The 15690-nt window shown below is 56.8% G+C and carries 14 protein-coding genes; 4 read left to right on the forward strand and 10 right to left on the reverse strand.

The window, feature by feature from the left end:
* Window positions 1-3: 3 nt before the first annotated feature.
* Together ACXYMP_RS00885 and ACXYMP_RS00890 are read left to right on the forward strand one after the other, a co-directional pair.
* Entirely contained in the window at window positions 4-1014 is a 1011-nt protein-coding gene (locus ACXYMP_RS00885) for a flagellin (protein ID WP_458903743.1), read from the forward strand.
* Entirely contained in the window at window positions 1011-2114 is a 1104-nt protein-coding gene (locus ACXYMP_RS00890) for a flagellar basal body P-ring protein FlgI (protein ID WP_298570535.1), read from the forward strand. The genes ACXYMP_RS00885 and ACXYMP_RS00890 overlap by 4 nt, the downstream gene beginning before the upstream one ends.
* Before the next feature lie 169 nt (window positions 2115-2283).
* Here the strand turns inward: ACXYMP_RS00890 and gyrB are convergent, their stop codons facing one another.
* The 9 genes from gyrB to mutM form a co-directional block, all read right to left on the reverse strand.
* Window positions 2284-4701: a DNA topoisomerase (ATP-hydrolyzing) subunit B gene (gene gyrB / locus ACXYMP_RS00895; RefSeq protein WP_298570533.1), complete on the reverse strand. Its 2418-nt coding sequence runs from the start codon at window positions 4699-4701 to the stop codon at window positions 2284-2286.
* A 100-nt stretch (window positions 4702-4801) separates the two neighbouring features.
* Window positions 4802-5422: a LysE family translocator gene (locus tag ACXYMP_RS00900; RefSeq protein ID WP_298570531.1), complete on the reverse strand. Its 621-nt coding sequence runs from the start codon at window positions 5420-5422 to the stop codon at window positions 4802-4804.
* Window positions 5419-5901, reverse strand: coding sequence for a VOC family protein (locus ACXYMP_RS00905; RefSeq protein WP_458903746.1), 483 nt, complete (start codon window positions 5899-5901; stop codon window positions 5419-5421). Before ACXYMP_RS00905 ends, ACXYMP_RS00900 begins: the two co-directional genes overlap by 4 nt.
* 30 nt (window positions 5902-5931) lie before the next feature.
* The gene (recF, locus tag ACXYMP_RS00910; protein WP_458903748.1) at window positions 5932-7050 is read right to left on the reverse strand and encodes a DNA replication/repair protein RecF; all 1119 of its coding nucleotides are present in this window, start codon (window positions 7048-7050) and stop codon (window positions 5932-5934) included.
* Between the two features lie 40 nt (window positions 7051-7090).
* Window positions 7091-8209 carry a DNA polymerase III subunit beta gene (dnaN, locus tag ACXYMP_RS00915; protein WP_298570525.1) on the reverse strand — a complete coding sequence of 373 codons (1119 nt, stop codon included), beginning with the start codon at window positions 8207-8209 and terminating at the stop codon, window positions 7091-7093.
* A gap of 137 nt (window positions 8210-8346) precedes the next feature.
* On the reverse strand, window positions 8347-9702 hold the full coding sequence (gene dnaA / locus ACXYMP_RS00920) for a chromosomal replication initiator protein DnaA (RefSeq protein ID WP_458903751.1): 1356 nt from the start codon (window positions 9700-9702) through the stop codon (window positions 8347-8349).
* Between the two features lie 608 nt (window positions 9703-10310).
* On the reverse strand, window positions 10311-10574 hold the full coding sequence (gene rpsT / locus ACXYMP_RS00925; RefSeq protein ID WP_298570521.1) for a 30S ribosomal protein S20: 264 nt from the start codon (window positions 10572-10574) through the stop codon (window positions 10311-10313).
* A gap of 161 nt (window positions 10575-10735) precedes the next feature.
* Entirely contained in the window at window positions 10736-11512 is a 777-nt protein-coding gene (locus ACXYMP_RS00930) for an enoyl-CoA hydratase (protein ID WP_298570520.1), read from the reverse strand.
* A 67-nt stretch (window positions 11513-11579) separates the two neighbouring features.
* Window positions 11580-12431 carry a bifunctional DNA-formamidopyrimidine glycosylase/DNA-(apurinic or apyrimidinic site) lyase gene (gene mutM / locus ACXYMP_RS00935; protein WP_298570519.1) on the reverse strand — a complete coding sequence of 284 codons (852 nt, stop codon included), beginning with the start codon at window positions 12429-12431 and terminating at the stop codon, window positions 11580-11582.
* A 74-nt stretch (window positions 12432-12505) separates the two neighbouring features.
* On the opposite strand from mutM, the gene ubiE reads away from it, so the two are divergent.
* A complete protein-coding gene (ubiE, locus tag ACXYMP_RS00940; RefSeq protein ID WP_458903754.1) occupies window positions 12506-13258 on the forward strand; it encodes a bifunctional demethylmenaquinone methyltransferase/2-methoxy-6-polyprenyl-1,4-benzoquinol methylase UbiE in 753 nt (250 codons plus the stop codon).
* A gap of 1 nt (window position 13259) precedes the next feature.
* Entirely contained in the window at window positions 13260-14789 is a 1530-nt protein-coding gene (gene ubiB / locus ACXYMP_RS00945; RefSeq protein ID WP_458903756.1) for a 2-polyprenylphenol 6-hydroxylase, read from the forward strand.
* On the opposite strand, the gene ACXYMP_RS00950 is transcribed toward ubiB, so the two are convergent.
* A complete protein-coding gene (locus ACXYMP_RS00950; protein ID WP_458903758.1) occupies window positions 14775-15656 on the reverse strand; it encodes a phosphotransferase family protein in 882 nt (293 codons plus the stop codon). The two genes, ubiB and ACXYMP_RS00950, sit on opposite strands and share 15 nt — an antisense overlap.
* Window positions 15657-15690: the final 34 nt, after the last annotated feature.

Consider the following 15690-nt stretch of genomic DNA (forward strand, 5'->3'; position numbering starts at 1 on the left):
ACCATGTCATTTGCCACATATGGTGATCTCGCAAGCACCTTTCAGACACGACATTTGAATGCCCGCATGAAGCAGGATCTTTCACGACTTGGGATGGAGCTTGCCACAGGTCGCAAATCCGACATGACCTCTGCGACGTCAGGGGATTACGGTCCGATTGCCGGAATTGAACATAGCCTGAAACTCCTGACCGCCCACAAACAGGCAACCAACGAGGCGGCGACATTGACCGCAACAGCGCAGCTTGTTCTTGGGAATATCCAAGAACAAGCGCAAGATGTATCCAGCGGATTGATTGGCGCCATCAGCTCGCACAACACGACGCTAATTGGCGTCACAGCTGTCGATGCACGCGAGAAGTTCGCTTCGATCATTTCCTCTCTGAACACCAACGTCGGCGGTCGATCTCTGTTCGCAGGGGCCGCGACAGATGGTCAAGCACTGGCCGACACAGACACAATCATCAGCGCCCTTCTAAGCGCCGCCTCAGGGCAAACCACAGCATCTGGTGTCGCGATGCAAATCGACGCTTGGTTTGATGACGTCGGCGGCGGATTTGAAACCACCGGTTACATTGGCGCCGACGCAGATATGGGACCTATCCAGCTGGGCAATGGTGAAACCGTGTCGTTGTCAACGAAAGCAGATAGCACCGAAATCCGTGATTTGCTTAGCGCCCTCGCAAAGTCGGTGGTGATTTCGGAAGGCGTCCTTTCTGGGGACGCCACCGCACAAAGAGAGCTAAGCGCGTTGGCCTCGTCCGAGCTGCTTGGCGCCATTGATGGGCTTACGATGACACGCGCCCGGGTCGGAGCGGTCGAAGCGCGGATCGAAAATGCCACTGTTCAAAACGCTGCTGAACGCGCCGCTCTTGAGCTTGCACGAAACGAACTGACGGCCGTTGACCCTTATGAAACCGCAACGGCACTTAAAGCGCTCTATGGACAAATGGAGTCGCTCTACACAGTCACCGCGCGGCTCTCGAAACTCTCATTTACGGACTACATGCGATGATCCGACTTTTCGTTCTTCTCGCTGCTTTTTGCTTGATCGCCAGTTCTTCGACCGCGAATTCCGTTCGCATCAAAGACCTTGTTGAATTCGATGGCGTGCGCGGCAATGACCTTGTTGGCTACGGCCTTGTCGTCGGCTTGAATGGTTCAGGGGATGGCATCCGGAACGCGCCATTCACTGAAGATATTATGTCAAACATACTAGAGCGGCTCGGTGTTAACATCACCGGTGAACAGTTCAGGCCAAAGAATGTCGCGGCCGTTTTCGTCACCGCAACCCTGCCGCCTTTTGCGCGTGCTGGTTCGCGAATTGATGTCACGGTTTCTGCAATCGGTGACGCCAAAAGCCTTCTGGGCGGAACGCTGATCATGACCCCCCTGAATGCAGCCGACGGAGAAATCTACGCGGTTGGTCAAGGTACCGTAATCGCAGGGGGGGCGACTGCAGAAGGCGATGCAGCAACAGTTACGCAAGGTGTTCCAACAAGCGGCGTGATCCCGAATGGTGCACGTGTAGAGCGAGAGATTGACTTTGACTTTACAAAGTTGAAATCAATTCGCCTTGCGCTCAGAACACCCGACTTCACCACAGCCGAACGTATTGAAACCGCAATTAATGGCAAATATGGGCGCATCGTTTCGCGCATGCTGGACAGCGGCACAGTTGTTGTCGACATCAGCGCAACACGGGCTATTTCACCGGCTCATGCAATTGGCACGATCGAAAACCTCGGTGTCCAACCAGAACGGAAAGCAAAAGTTGTCGTTGACCAAAGATCCGGCACGATTGTGATGGGTGCCGATGTCAGGATTAGTCGGGTGGCAGTTTCTCAAGGAAACCTGACACTACGCATCCAGGAGCAACCAGTCGTTGTTCAACCCAACCCATTCTCGGCCGGAGAGGCTATCGTCGTCCCCCGCACCAACGCTAGCATCGAAGAAGAGCCGGGGACAGGCCTTGCCGAGGTTGAAGGCGGCACATCGCTTTCAGAAGTGATCGCTGGGTTGAATGCTTTGGGGGTCGCGCCACGTGACATGATCGACATATTGAAAAGCATAAAGGCTGCCGGCGCGCTGCACGCTGACTTCATTGTCAGATGACCACTAAGATTTGGCGCTTTGCGCAACGCAAAGGGCGACCACCTTTCATTGAAAAAGGCCAACTCAGACCTCGGCGGGCTGGTCCGCTCAGCTAGGGGTCCGCATCTTCGATTGCTTATCAGCAAAAATCATGGAGGCGGCAGTGTTGGCTAGTCCCGTCCTTCGTTGATTAGAAATCCAGATTCTCAACTGACAACGCATTTTGTTGAATGAACTCTCGACGCGGCTCAACCACATCCCCCATCAGCTTTGTGAAGATGTCGTCAGCTTCGGCAAGATCATCTACTTTCACCTGCAAAAAGGTGCGCGCTTCTGGATCAAGTGTGGTTTCCCAAAGTTGGTCGGGGTTCATTTCACCCAAGCCCTTGTATCGCTGGAGGGTCAAACCCTTTTCGCCCTCGGTCAGAATGGCTTTCAACAGATCGATCGGCCCCTGCACCAGTATCTCGCGATCCTTGCGAACAAGTTTGGAGTTGTCGTGGTAAAGGTCACGGGTTTCCTTTGAAATCTCGGAAAGGCGTCGTGCCTCACCGGATCTCAACACCGCGCCATCAAGGGTCCGGATTTCTTCGACGCCGCGAAGCACTCGTGCCAGACGAATCCCATGGTCTTGCGTAATCCGGCCCTGCCAACCCTTTTCATACTCGACTGCGACCTTGTCCAACCGCGCCGCAACACTTTCTGCGACGGCCTGCAGGTCTGCGTCTGCGCGTCCGGCATCAAAGGCCCCTGAGAGCGCCGCTTGTTCAACAATATTGCGTGGATAGTGCGTCGGAAAAGCGTCCAGTATTCGCTTGAAATTGCGCGCGGCCTCCACCACGCGTGCCAGATCTGCGCCAGCGATTTCTTCGCCATTTGTCAGGCGCAAAACCGTGCCGTCAATGCCCTGCTCGATCAGATAGTCCTCTAGCGCGACTTGGTCCTTCACATAGACCTCGGACTTGCCGCGGCTCACTTTGTAAAGCGGCGGTTGCGCAATATAGAGATAGCCCCCCTCAATCAGCTCGGGCATCTGGCGGAAGAAAAACGTTAAAAGCAGTGTGCGGATGTGCGCACCATCGACATCTGCATCGGTCATAATGACGATCTTGTGGTAGCGCAGCTTCGATATGTCGAATTCGTCACGGCCAATCCCGGTGCCCAGCGCGGTGATGATCGTGCCGATTTCCTGGCTCGACAGCATTCGATCAAACCTTGCCCGTTCCACGTTCAGGATCTTACCTCGAAGGGGAAGAACGGCCTGATTATGGCGCGAACGGCCTTGCTTGGCAGAACCACCGGCCGAGTCCCCCTCGACCATGAACAGTTCACGCTTGGCTGGATCACGCTCTTGGCAATCAGCGAGTTTGCCGGGAAGGGACGCCACATCAAGAGAGGATTTTTTGCGCGTCATCTCACGGGCTTTGCGCGCCGCCTCGCGGGCGAGCGCGGCATCAATGATTTTTCCGACAATCATCTTGGCGACGGTCGGGTTTTCCTCGAACCATTCTTGCAGCTTTTCGTTCATCAAGCCCTCGACAGCGGGTCGCACTTCCGAGCTGACCAGTTTGTCTTTGGTCTGGGACGAGAATTTGGGGTCGGGAACTTTAACAGACAGCACGCAGGTCAGCCCCTCACGAGCATCATCGCCCGTGAAATTCACCTTTTCTTTCTTCGCTAGTCCTGTTGAATTTGCGTATAGGTTCAGCGTTCGCGTCAACGCGCCGCGAAAGCCCGCCAAGTGTGCGCCACCGTCACGCTGTGGAATGTTGTTGGTGAACGGCAACACGTTTTCATGGTAGCTATCATTCCACCACATCGCCACTTCGACGCCAATTCCGTCCTTTTCGCCGGTTACAAAAATCGGCTCTTCCATCAAGGCCGTTTTGGATCGATCAAGGTATCGCACGAATTCCTTGACGCCCCCGTCATAGTGCATTTCCGAACGCAGTTTTTCTGCAGGACGCTCGTCTTCGATGATGATCCGCACGCCCGAATTCAGGAAAGACAGTTCGCGAAGGCGGTTCTCTAGCGTCTTGAATTGATATTCCAGGTTCGAGAACGTGGTGGTTGAAGCAAGAAACCGCACTTCGGTTCCGGTGCGATCCCCGCAATCACCGACAACTTTCAGATGCTCGACGGTCTCGCCCCGCTCAAACTTGGCATAGTGTTCCTTGCCATTGCGCCAAATACGCAATTCAAGCCAGTCGGACAGTGCATTCACAACCGAAACCCCAACGCCGTGCAGGCCGCCTGAAACTTTGTAGGAGTTTGAGTCGAACTTACCGCCTGCATGCAGTTGGGTCATAATGACTTCGGCAGCCGAAACACCTTCTTCGGAGTGAATATCAACCGGAATTCCGCGCCCATTGTCTGAAACCGAAACCGAACTGTCGGCGTGAATTGTCACGTTCACTGCGTCGGCATGGCCAGCCAATGCTTCGTCGATCCCGTTATCGACAACCTCATAGACCATATGGTGCAGGCCTGACCCATCATCGGTGTCACCGATATACATGCCCGGACGCTTGCGGACAGCATCTAAACCTTTGAGAACTTTAATAGATTCGGCGCCGTATTCGGTGCCGTTCTGCGCGTCATCAGCCATGTGGGCATTCCTGTTTATTGTTCCGGAAAATATAGGGTTTTCCGGGGGTGTTGTCACCTATCTGACACAAGATTTAGTGTCAAACCGCCCAGATTTCCGCTTATGCGAAAGGAATGACCAGACCGACCAGAATTAGCAGGCTTCCGGCGGCCAAATTCATGCGCTTAAGCGACTGTGGTGAGGACAAAAGGCTGCGGGCGCGGTCGATGAAGAACGCTAGTCCCAAATTGCCGACAAGCGGGACCACAAACGAGGCGACGCCAATCGCTACGACATCCGGAAGCGTCAACCGCGTCAGGTCGAAAAATCCTGGCAATACACCCATGTAGAATAGGATCGCCTTGGGGTTGGACAGTATGACAATCAATCCTGCCACGAACCCCGCCCAGACGCCGGGGCGGGTCAGTCTGCGGTCTCCCGATATGCCCGCATCTGCTGACCGGATAATGGTGACCCCGAGCCAGATGAAGAAAAGGGCAGCGATGGCCCTTAACACCAGCATTGCACCGCCAATGCTGGAGGCGACCCAGCCCATTCCCAGCGCGGCCAGCACAGCCCAGAAGATATCCCCAATTGCGACACCCATCGCCAGCGGCCACGCCTGCGCAAAGCCGCCCGCCAAGACGCGCGCGACCAAGGCAACCCATACCGGACCAGGGGTGAGAAACAGGATAAACAAACCGAGGATGTAGAACCCCAGCTCGGCGACGGTAAGCGTCAAACCAAATGACCTTCTTCATCCAGCGGCCAGAACGGGTTGAATGCATATTCCCAGATATGCCCATCAGGATCGGCAATATAGCCCGAATACCCACCCCATTCCGTCTTCACTGGCGCAGTGACTTCGCGCGCACCAGCTTTCAGTGCGCGTTCATACGCCGCGTCCACTTCGGCTTCCGAAACAAAGCACTGCGAAAGCGTCATTGCACCGGTCGACAGGTCTTCCATGGGACGACCCTGTTCACGCGCAAGCCCTTCGAGCGTGAAGAAACCAAACTTCATCCCGTTCATGTTGTAGAAAACGACAAGGTCCAACACGGTATCAGGCACCCACCCGATCGCTTCGTAGAAGGCACGCGCGCGGTCTATGCTGGCCACACCAAGAGTGATCAGGCTGACACGGTTCATGTTCATTTGTTTCGCCTCGCTTTCATGACGCCCCACACGGAAGGTCGTGATCAGGCGCGTGAACTCTGGCAAATCAACTGCCTTTCGGCAATGGGCTAGTTGTCAAATCGCGCCGTCGTGCAGAACCTCTATGAACGATGTTCCATCAACTTCGCCCACGCTCATATGCTGGGCACGAGCCCCAAGCGTGCTGAACAACTCGGGCCCGGTTCCCGTCATGAACGCTTGCGCCCCCAAGGCGCAGATCTCGTCATACAGGGCGGCGCGTCGACCGGCGTCAAGATGGGCCGCCACTTCGTCAAGAAGCAGGATCGGAGGGGCGCCAAATGTCTGGGCCAGCGCGCGACCATTGGCCAAGATTAGTGAAACCAAAAGCGCCTTCTGCTCGCCTGTTGAACAATCGCGCGCGGCCATGCCTTTGGTTGCATAGCTCGCGGCCAGATCAACACGGTGCGGCCCGACAAGCGTGCGGCCTGCCAGCACATCGCGCGCGCGGCTTTCGGCAAACGCAACTGCAAGTCCTGCCTCATCTGTCGGCGCGTCAGATTCTTGCGCATGAACAAGTGACAGATCGGCGACGGGAAACGCGGTTTCTGCCTCGGCTTGCGCCGCCCTCAGTTGGATCAGCGTCGCCGCCCGGTTCGCCGAAATTGCCGCACCCGCCTTGGCCATCTGCGCCTCGAGCGCGCGATACCAATGGGCATCGCGCTGGCCGTCCTTCAAAAGGCGGTTCCTTTCGCGCATCGCTTTTTCATAGGTCAGAACCGCATCTGCATGTGAGGGCTCGAAACTCATGGTCATGCGGTCCAGAAACCGCCGGCGACCGTCTGCGCCTTCGACCCATAGCCGGTCCATCACCGGCACCAACCAGATCACGCGCGCAATGCGACTAAGCGCAATCTGTGGCGCGGTCTTTCCGTCAATTCGAACTTGCCGGGTTGCGCCGGCCTCAACCCAGGTTTCGACCTCGTGCATCTGGTGCAGGCTTTGCAAGATCGCAGCGACCTTCCAACCGACGCCCTCGGGTCGCCGGATCATTTCTTCAACCGTCGCACGGCGAAGCCCCCTGCCCGGCGACAGCATGGATACCGCTTCAAGAATGTTCGTCTTGCCCGCCCCGTTGACCCCGTGGATCGCCACGGGGCGTCCATCAAGATCCAGCTTGGCGGCTTTATGACTGCGAAAATGGCTCAATCGCAGTTCGCGAAGGGCAAGTGTCATGGCGCCCACCCCTCTGGTTCGTCAGGGCTGATGCACCGGTTCACACACGCATCGGCATCACGACATAAACAGCGCTGGTGTCGTTGCCTTCGCGCATAAGCGTCGGGTCGCCGGACGAATTGAACATGAACACGGCATTCTCGCGGTCCACTTGGCTGGCGATCTCAAGCAGGTATTTGGCGTTAAAGCCGATTTCGAGCCGCTCATCACCATAGGCCACGGCAAGTTCTTCTTCCGCGGCGCCTGCGTCGGGCGCATTGACTGACAGGATCAAGCGATCTTCGTCAAGTTGCAGCTTCACAGCGCGCGATCGTTCGCTGGACACGGTCGCCACGCGGTCGACTGCCTGCGCGAATTCGGCAGCGTCCACCTCTAACTTCCGTGTGTTTCCGCTTGGGATCACGCGGGTGTAGTCCGGGAAAGTGCCATCAATCACCTTCGACGTCAGTGTGATCGCAGGCGTCGCAAACCGGATCTTCGTTTCCGAGACAGACACCGCGATGGTCGCGTCGTCGTCATCCAGAAGTTTGCGCATTTCGCCAACCGTCTTGCGCGGCACGATCACACCCGGCATGTCTTCGGCACCTGCGGGCAAGTCAGCATCGATGCGGGCCAGACGGTGGCCGTCGGTGGCCACACAGCGCAAGACTTTGCCCCCTTCCGCCTCAGAGACATGCATGTAGACGCCATTCAGATAATACCGCGTTTCTTCGGTGGAGATGGCGAATTTCGACTTGTCAAACAGGCGCCGCAGAACCGGCGCAGGGGCCGAGAAGTTCGCCGAATACTCAGACGAGGCCATAACCGGGAAATCTTCCTTGGGCAGCGTCGCCAACGAGAAATTCGACCGCCCGGCTTCGACCGTCAAGCGCCCAGTTGCGCCATCGTCGGTCAGTTGAATCAATGCGCCATCGGGTAATTTGCGCACGATTTCATGCAGGGTTACAGCGGATACAGTCGTGGCACCTGCGCGTTCTACAACCGCATCCGCTTTGTCGACCACTTCGATATCCAGATCAGTGGCACGGAAGGTGACACTGTTTCCGTCCGCTTCGATCAACACGTTTGCCAAAATTGGGATCGTGTTGCGGCGTTCTACAACTGATTGCGCTTGGGCCACGGCCTTAAGAAGCGCGCCGCGTTCGATACTGATCTTCATGTCCCACTCCTGACAGATACCGGGGCGGGGAACATATCACGTTCACCGCCCGGCTCAATTGATTATTCGGAATGTCTGATTCTTTCGCGGGCGGGTCAAGGCTTTAGCACCCTAAAACCCGCCAAATCCAAGCCTGTTCAGGCTTCAAGCGCCCTTCGCAGAAGCTCCAGGTCTTCGGCGATCTGATCGTCGACGCCCTTCAGTTCGTCAATTCGCTTTACCCCATGCATCACCGTCGTGTGGTCGCGACCGCCGAAGCGGCGCCCAATTTCAGGCAGCGACCGCGACGTCATATGCTTGGCAAGATACATCGCCACCTGACGTGGCCGCGCGATGGTGCGCACCCGTTTGGGGCCGATCAGGTCAGACAGTCGGATATTGTAATGCTCGCTGACCTTGCGCTGAATCTCTTCGACCGTGACCTTGCGATCGGATGCGCGAAGGATGTCGCCAAGGCAATCTTGTGCCAGCTCAAGTGTGATTTCGCGGCCCACCAGCGACGCAAACGCGAAAAGACGCATCAAGGCGCCTTCCAGCACACGCACATTGGTCGAAATACGGTGCGCAAGGAAATCCAGAACACCATCTGCAATCACAAGACCATTATATTGCGCCCGGTAAGAATCGACCTTCTTTTGCAGGACACCAAGGCGCAGTTCAAAGTCGGTCGGGTGCAAATCCACCACAAGACCGCATTGCAGGCGGCTTTTGATGCGATCCTCAAGATCCTTGATTTCACCCGGCGCGCGGTCACCCGAGATGATGATTTGCTTGTTCTGGTCTACCAACGCATTGAACGTGTGGAAGAACTCCTCTTGCGTTGAATCCTTGCCAGCGATGAATTGAACGTCATCCACCATCAGCACATCCACGGACCGGAAAAGCTGTTTGAAATCCATCATCTGCTTTTCGCGAATGGCCTGCACAAAGCGATACATGAATTGTTCGGCCGACAGATAAACGACGCGCAGTTCTGGATTGCGGGTCTTCATTTCATGCGCAATGGCGTGCATCAGGTGGGTCTTGCCAAGCCCTACGCCGCCATAAAGGAAAAGAGGGTTAAAGGTGACAGGACCACCTTCGGCGACCCGGCGCGCGGCAGCGTGCGCCAGTTCATTCGGTTTACCGACTACGAAGCTGTCAAAGGTAAATCGGGCGTCAAGCGGAGCGCCCGGCAGCTCTTCCTGATCTGTTCTGGCGGGTATCGCGCTGACCGTGTCGACAGCAGGGGCCGCTTGGGTGGCAACCGTCCTGGCAGGGACGGAAAATTCCAAACGCGAGACTTTCAGGCCTTCGCCGATCATGTGACGCAGAATCTTGTCACCAAAGTTGCGATCGACCCAATTGCCCATGAAATTCGTCGGGACCAGAAACGTCGCGACCCCGTTTGCGAGGTCGGCAAACTCAAGCGGTTCGATCCAGTTTGTATAGTTGTTTTGTCCCACTGCTTTTTGCAGCTTGCTTCGGACCTGTCCCCATTCTTCGTTCGTCATGTCACCTCGACCCGAGTTTCTTGTAACAAGGCCGTTCGACGGCAGCCTTTTACCAATACTATCCAACGCTCAAATTGCGCTTGCGCACCGCAATTCACGTCGGTTTCGTCGCCTCTGCCCCAACAGAGGAAACCGAAACGCCGAGCCAAGACATGCACCTGACGCAAACAGAAAGTTCGCAACTCAGATGCCCTCACAGGCAAAGAGACATGACAATAGCTTGTCCGCCGGGCCAAAAACGGCCCCACAGACATCAGCACGATCAATACTGGAAACCCACCCCCAAGCAGGCACAGAATTCTCATGCAGCTGGGCCAGGTAAGAATCTGGTCCAACCAATAAGCTAAGGATAGAAACCCTTAAGTTTCGCGGGTTTAGCCCGCATTTTTATCATAGTCCCAAGTCGGCGATGTGAATCGCTGAGGGCAAGCTAGCAATCTGTCCGCAGCGCGCGCAATAGAACTTCGCGCTTGACTCTGACTTTCCGAAAGCGAATCCCAAGCCGCTTGCACATTTGCAATTTTTGCCGCCAAAAACGGAAACAGAGCGTGCCATTCCGGACACGCTCTGCTTGTTTTTCATCAGTGACCTTTGGGTCGAAGCGACGCTTAACCCAGGGCCTTCACGCGAGACGACAGGCGCGACATTTTGCGCGCCACGGTGTTCTTGTGATAGACGCCTTTGGTCACGCCGCGCATCAGTTCGGGCTGGGCTGCCTTGAGGGCGGCCGAAGCTGCGTCTTTGTCGCCGGACTCGATCGCTTCTTCAACTTTACGCAGGTAGGTGCGGATGCGCGAACGGCGGGCTTTGTTTACAGCAAAACGAGCTTCGTTCTGACGCGCGCGTTTTTTAGCTTGGGGCGAATTTGCCATGTGTCTGATCCCTTCATCGGGTGTGTATTACGTTTCAATAGCTGCGCGTCAGCACCCGACCGGGTTCAGAACCGGTGATTCTGGCCAGAGCGGGCCTCACGCGCATGTATGACGGCACCCTTTACGGAAAAACTTCCGCAAAGGGAACCCAAAAAACGGCGTTACTTGTCGCGGAACTGCGGTTCGCGCTTCTCGGTGAAGGCGGCCATGCCTTCCTTTTGATCTTCCGTCGCAAACAGCGAATGGAAAACGCGGCGTTCGAACAGGATGCCTTCGGTCAGCGGAAGCTGCTCTGCGCGGTTGACCGTTTCCTTGATCGCCATGACGGTGATCATCGACTTCTCGGCAATCTTCGCGGCTGCAGACATGGCTTCGTCCATCAGCTTTTTGGCCGGCACCACGCGGCTGACAAGCCCGGAGCGTTCAGCCTCTTCCGCGTCCATGAAACGACCGGTCAGATTCATATCCATTGACTTGGCGCGGCCAACCAGCTTGGTCAGACGTTGAGTGCCGCCCATACCGGCCATCACGCCCAGATTTACCTCGGGCTGGCCAAACTTAGCGGTGTCAGATGCGATAATGAAATCACACATCATGGCCAATTCGCACCCGCCGCCCAGCGCATAGCCAGACACGGCTGCGATGATCGGCTTGCGAATGCGCATGATGGCATCTTCTTCCGGGGTGAACAGATCGCCCGCAAAAACATCAACGAAGCTTTTTTCCGCCATCATCTTGATGTCGGCGCCAGCCGCGAAAGCTTTTTCAGATCCGGTGACGACGATGCAGCGCACCTTGTCGTTCTTCTGGGCGTCTGCCAGCGCATCGCCAAGTTCACCCAACAGCTGAAGGTTCAAAGCGTTTAGCGCGTCGGGTCGGTTGAGCTTGATCAGGCAGATATGATCTTCGGTCTCAACGATAATATTCTTATAGGCCATGGTTCCCCTTGCCTTTGTCCGTGGTGGTCGAAGCGGAGTCGTAAGCATGCCCGCCTCTGTGATCAAGCTATCTTTGGCATTGCGCGCAATAGAAAGTTGAGCGACCGGATTGCGTGATTCGCCTTATTTTTCCAGTGCAACCTTGCGTCACGCAGGGTTCACCCTCGCGGCCATAGACCCGAAAATTGTGTTGGAAATAGCCCAGATCGCCGTCTGTCTGGCGATAGTCTTTCAACGACGAACCGCCACTTTCGATCGCTTCAGACAGCACGTCACGGATGATCGGAACAAGCCCCGCGATCCGTGCCGGTGCAATGCGCGCGGCCTTGCGGGTTGGGTGAATGCCTGTGCGAAACAGCACTTCGCACACATATATATTGCCCAGCCCCGCGATGATTCCCTGATCCAGCAGGGCAGTTTTGATGGGTGAATTGCGGTGACTTAGGGCGGCTTGCAGATATGGCTCGTCAAAGGTGTTGCCCAGCGGCTCTGGCCCAAGCACGCGGATCAACTTGTGGTCGCCCAATGTCGCAGTCTCGCATAAATCCATTGCCCCGAACCGGCGAGGATCGTTGAACGTCACCCGCGCGCCGTTGTCCATGTCCAACACCACATGGTCATGTTTTTCGGGCGCCGGGTGGTCGTGCTGAAACTCCCCCAACTGATGACCCGAGATCAGCATCCGCCCTGACATGCCAAGATGGGTAATCAACGTCTCACCCGTATCAAGGTCAGCCAGCAGGTATTTCGACCGCCGCCCAAGCCGCAGCACGCGCGCACCCGTCAGGCGCTCTGCCATCCGGTCGGGAAACGGCCAACGCAGCCCGTCACGCCGGGTTTCGGCGCGCGCAATCCGCGCACCTTCCATCACGGGGGACAAGCCGCGGCGAACCGTCTCGACCTCAGGTAATTCGGGCATCTCGTCCGCCTCTCCATTGTGTGCCACCATTCGTCACGATATGAGGGATCAATCGCAAGGAATGGGCAAGCCTGATGAGCACCTCCGAGACAAAAACAACCCATTTTGGGTTCAAGACCGTGGCCGAGGACGAGAAGGCCGGGATGGTTCACGGCGTTTTCACCAACGTCGCGTCGAAATATGACATCATGAATGACGTCATGTCGGTCGGCATTCACCGTGTCTGGAAAGACGCGATGATGGATTGGTTGGCGCCGCGAAACAGTCAGCGGCTGTTGGACGTAGCAGGTGGCACCGGCGATATCTCGTTCCGGTTTCTTGACCGCGCGTCCGAGGCTTCCGCCGTCGTGCTGGACATGACAGAGTCGATGCTGGTCGAAGGGCGCAAGCGCGCGGACGCGGCCAACAAGGCCGACCACCTTGACTGGGTGGTGGGCGACGCAATGGCGCTGCCCTTCGAAGACAACAGCTTCGATCGCTACACGATCAGCTTCGGCATTCGTAACGTGACGCGCATTCCTGATGCTTTGGCCGAGGCCTATCGCGTTCTGAAACCCGGTGGCCGCCTGATGGTTCTGGAGTTCAGCCAGCTTCCCAATGACGGGATGCAGAAGCTCTATGATCTCTATTCATTCAACGTCATTCCCCGCATGGGCAAGTTGATCGCGAACGACGCGGACAGCTATCAGTATCTGGTCGAATCCATTCGCAAATTCCCCGATCAGGACAGTTTCGCTCAGATGATCCGCGAAGCAGGCTTCGAGAACGTCAAGTATCGCAACCTGTCCCTGGGCATCGCGGCGCTGCATTCCGGGTGGAAAATCTAACATGCGCGGACCCCACAACATCTGGCGGCTGATCCGCACCGGTGCGACCTTTCAACGGACGGGCGCAATGGGCGTTGTGCTGGACGCGATGAATGCGCCTCCGGTTATCCGACTTGCGGCCCGCGTCATTGGCTTTCCGTTCGCATGGCTGGGCAAGAAGGGCGACACGTCCCTGCCGCCCCTGACCCGCGCGATCACGGCGCTGGGCCCGGCGTATATTAAGTTCGGTCAAATCCTTTCAACCCGACCTGATGTTGTCGGCGCTGAACTGTCTGACCAATTGCAGTATCTGCAGGACAAGCTGCCGCCGTTCCCGTCCTCTGTTGCCCGGCGGATGATCGAGAAAGAACTTGGCGTGAAAGTGGACGACGTGTTTTCGGAGTTTTCCGAACCTGTCGCCGCCGCCTCCATTGCGCAGGTGCACCGTGCGCGGGTCGCCGCGACTGGCGAGGATGTCGCGGTCAAAGTGCTGCGCCCGCATATCGAACGCGCGTTTCGCACCGATATCGACGCGTTCCATTTTTCGGCCAGCTTCATCGAATGGCTGCTGCCCTCCACACGCCGCCTGCGCCCCACCGATGTGGTCGAACATTTCGAAGGCGTGGTGATGGGCGAGCTTGATTTGCGTCTGGAAAGCGCCTCGGCCAGCGAGTTTGCAGAGAATACGGCGCAGGACGCGGGCTTCGTGGTGCCCAAGGTGAACTGGGGCCTGTCTGGCCGAACCGTGATGACATTGGGCTGGGGCGAAGGCATTCCGGCAAACGATCTTCCCGCCATTCGCGCCTCGGGGTTGGACATGGACGCGCTGGGCGAACGGGTGTTGCAACTGTTCTTGTCGCATGCGCTGCGCGATGGGCTGTTTCATGGCGACATGCATCAGGGCAACCTGAAATTCGCCGCAAATGGCGATATCATCGCCATCGACTTCGGCATCATGGGGCGGATCGACGAATACACCCGTCGCGTCTATGCCGAGATCTTGTTTGGTTTCATCACCCGCGACTATCGACGCGTGGCCGAGGTGCATTTTGAAGCGGGCTATGTCCCGGCAGACCAAAATGTTGAGGAATTCGCCCGCGCCCTGCGCGCCGTCGGCGAGCCGATTTTCGGCATGGATGCCACGCAGATTTCGATGGGGCGTCTATTGTCATATCTGTTCGAAGTGACCGAGAAATTCGGAATGGAAACTCGCACCGAGTTGATTTTGCTCCAAAGAACCATGGTAGTTGTCGAAGGCGTTGCCAGATCCCTGAACCCACATATCAACATCTGGCAAGTCGCCAAGCCCGTGGTGGAAAGCTACATCTCTAACTCGATCGGTCCCAAAGCATTGATCCGCGATCTGGTGCGAACCTTGCGCGTTCTGGCACGCTTCGGTCCGCGCCTTCCCGAATTGGCCGAGGCAGCGTTGATCCAACAATCGACACCTGAACCTGCGCCAGATCGTGCCCGCCCCTTGCGCGCGATGAGCTATGTGACTTTAGGCGGCGGTCTTGCCCTTGCGGCGGTCTGGGTATCAAGGCTGCTCTAACCGGTCCAACGCCGCCAGTTCCAACCCGATCCCCTGCGCGTAAGCGTCGTCGCCATGCGCCACCTTCCATTGACAATACGCCGCCATGCGCCAGTGAAAAAGGGGCGCAAGGGCACGGTATCTATCGACTGTCAAACAGTCGTGACTGGCGTCGGCATATGTGGCCAGGAAAGTACTGACTTCCTCGGCGCTTAGTGCGCGGCGACCATAGGCCACCTGCATTGCGGGCGACAAAAACACCGCTAGGTCAAGGCTTGGATCACCGATCGCCGGGCATTGCCAATCGATCAACCGAACACCTTTTGGCGTGACAAGAATGTTTCCCGGGACGATGTCGCCGTGCAAAAAAGCTTGGCGTGGGGCAGGCAAATCCGGTGCGGACGGTGGGGCTGGCAAGCCTGACTCAGTCTCCTTCAACATGCGTTGTGCGGTGGCAATCAAGGACTTAGGCGCCGAGCTAAGCGACGGAAGCGCAGCGGGTGGCTGCAACTGATGCAGTTGCGCCATGAGCACTGCTATTTCTTTCAAATCGCCCTGCCAAGTGTTGCCCTCGATGTGTCGGTAGACAAGGCTTTCGCCAATCGCACTTGTCCGAAACGCCACGAATCGCGGCGCGATCGAAACGCCCTCCAGGGTTTGCAACGCTAAGGCCTCGCGGTTTCCATCATTGGCAAACAAGGGTGTCGCGCTGCTTGGGTCATAGAGCTTGCACACAAGGCTCGGCCCGTCAGCAAGGTCTACACGCCAAATGGGGTTCGATCGCCCCCCATCCATGGCGGTCCAGACAGCATCATCCGCAATGACCTTGGCGGCGGACCACATGCGTCTAAGATGTTCCTGTTCGCTCTGAACATTCCGAATTGCCATCTGGCGCACCTCTGAAACCAAACTGGTTCATATC

Source organism: Aliiroseovarius sp. CAU 1755 (assembly GCF_054482655.1).

Excerpts from the sequence above, each read along its gene's own strand:
- ACXYMP_RS00885 (WP_458903743.1), top strand. The coding sequence starts at position 4 with ATGTCATTTGCCACATATGGTGATCTCGCAAGCACCTTTCAGACACGA.
- ubiE (WP_458903754.1), top strand. The coding sequence starts at position 12,506 with ATGAGCACCTCCGAGACAAAAACAACCCATTTTGGGTTCAAGACCGTG.
- gyrB (WP_298570533.1), bottom strand. The coding sequence starts at position 4,701 with ATGGCTGATGACGCGCAGAACGGCACCGAATACGGCGCCGAATCTATT.
- recF (WP_458903748.1), bottom strand. The coding sequence starts at position 7,050 with ATGACACTTGCCCTTCGCGAACTGCGATTGAGCCATTTTCGCAGTCAT.
- mutM (WP_298570519.1), bottom strand. The coding sequence starts at position 12,431 with ATGCCCGAATTACCTGAGGTCGAGACGGTTCGCCGCGGCTTGTCCCCC.
- ACXYMP_RS00950 (WP_458903758.1), bottom strand. The coding sequence starts at position 15,656 with ATGGCAATTCGGAATGTTCAGAGCGAACAGGAACATCTTAGACGCATG.
- dnaA (WP_458903751.1), bottom strand. The coding sequence starts at position 9,702 with ATGACGAACGAAGAATGGGGACAGGTCCGAAGCAAGCTGCAAAAAGCA.
- dnaN (WP_298570525.1), bottom strand. The coding sequence starts at position 8,209 with ATGAAGATCAGTATCGAACGCGGCGCGCTTCTTAAGGCCGTGGCCCAA.
- ACXYMP_RS00930 (WP_298570520.1), bottom strand. The coding sequence starts at position 11,512 with ATGGCCTATAAGAATATTATCGTTGAGACCGAAGATCATATCTGCCTG.
- ACXYMP_RS00890 (WP_298570535.1), top strand. The coding sequence starts at position 1,011 with ATGATCCGACTTTTCGTTCTTCTCGCTGCTTTTTGCTTGATCGCCAGT.
- ubiB (WP_458903756.1), top strand. The coding sequence starts at position 13,260 with ATGCGCGGACCCCACAACATCTGGCGGCTGATCCGCACCGGTGCGACC.
- rpsT (WP_298570521.1), bottom strand. The coding sequence starts at position 10,574 with ATGGCAAATTCGCCCCAAGCTAAAAAACGCGCGCGTCAGAACGAAGCT.